The sequence below is a fragment of the Propioniciclava sp. genome (genome assembly GCF_029977985.1).
Classification (GTDB): domain Bacteria; phylum Actinomycetota; class Actinomycetes; order Propionibacteriales; family Propionibacteriaceae; genus Propioniciclava.
This window is the reverse complement of sequence record NZ_JARKOT010000163.1, coordinates 1-1,568: the sequence shown is the minus strand read 5'-3', so window position 1 is coordinate 1,568 and position 1,568 is coordinate 1. Positions and strand designations below refer to the sequence as shown.

At 69.2% G+C, this 1,568-nt stretch carries 1 protein-coding gene; it reads right to left on the bottom strand.

Annotated elements, in window-relative coordinates; translation table 11 throughout:
• A partial coding sequence (locus Q1K57_RS10060) for a 2-oxoacid:acceptor oxidoreductase family protein (RefSeq protein WP_300081853.1) occupies window positions 1-1,568 on the bottom strand: 1,568 nt, incomplete at both ends.

Here is a 1,568-nt window from a genome sequence, read left to right as displayed (position 1 = left end):
GCCCGCAGCACCGCGTGCGGGCAGACGAAGCTGCAGTTGCCGCACTGGATGCACGTTTCGGGATCCCAGACGGCCACGATGTCGGAGATGTTCCGCTTCTCGTACTTCGTCGTCGCGCTCGGGTAGGTGCCGTCGACGGGCAGCGCCGACACGGGCAGGTCGTCGCCCTCGTCGAGCAGCATCTTCGCCGTCACGTCGCGGACGAACTCGGGAGCGTTCGCTGGCACCGGCGCGATGAGCGCCTTGTCGGAGGCGACGGCGTCCGGAACCTCGACCCGGTGCAGGTGGGCGAGGGCGGCGTCCACTGCGGCATGGTTCTTGGCGACCACGTCGGCGCCGCGGCGTCCATATGTCTTCTCGATCGACTTCTTGACCGCCGCGATCGCCTCCTCGCGGGGCATGACCCTGCTGATCGCGAAGAAGCAGGTCTGCAGGACGGTGTTCGTGCGGTTGCCCATGCCTGCCGCCCGCGAGACCGCGTTGGCGTCGATCGTGTACAGCTCCAGGCCGAGGTCGATGATGCGCTGTTGCATCGGCTCGGGTAGGTGCGCGAACACCGCGTCGGGTGTCCACGGCGTGTTGAGCAGCACGACGGTGCCTGGCCGGGCGAACCGCAACACGTCGACCCGCTCGAAGATCGACCAGTGATGGACGCCGATGAAGCCCGCCTGCTTCACCAGGTAGGGCGCCGTGATCGGCTCGGGCCCGAACCGCAGATGGCTGACCGTCCGGCTGCCCGACTTCTTCGAGTCGTACACGAAGTAGCCCTGCGCGTAGGTGCCGGCCTGGCTGCCGAGGATCTTGATCGTGTTCTTGTTCGCCCCCACCGTGCCGTCGGAGCCGATGCCGTAGAACACGGCCCGGTGCGTGTGCTCGGACTCGACGTCGAGGTCGGGGTAGTCGATCGACAGGTTCGTCACGTCGTCGGTGATGCCCACGGTGAACCGCGGCTTCGGGTGCTCGCGGGCCAGCTCGTCGACGACGCCCACCACCATCGCGGGGGTGAACTCCTTGCTCGACAGGCCGTAGCGGCCCCCGATCACCAGCGGGAGCGAGCCGCGGCGTCCGGACGCCACGGCCTCGGCCAGCGCCGCCGTCACGTCGAGGAAGAGCGGTTCGCCGCCCGCGCCCGGCTCCTTCGTGCGGTCGAGCACGGCGATGCGGGTCGCCGACTCCGGGATCGCCGCGAGCAGCTCTTCGACGGGGAACGGCCGGTAGAGGCGCACCTGCACGACGCCGACCTTGCGCCCCTCGGCGTTCAGGTGGTCGACGGCCTGGTGGCACGTCTGCGCCCCCGAACCCATGATGACGAGGACGTGCGTGGCGTCCGGGGCGCCGTGGTACTCGACGAGGCCGTAGCGGCGCCCGGTGAGTTCGGCGAACTCGTCCATCGCCTGCTGCACGATGCCGGGCACCTCGACGTAGTAGCTGTTCGAGGTCTCGCGGGACTGGAAGTAGGTGTCCGGGTTCTGCGCGGTGCCGCGGATATAGGGGTGCTCGGGGGAGAGCGAGCGGTCGCGGTGGGCGCGGATCAGCTCGTGTGGCACGTAGGTGCGCAGGTCGTCGTC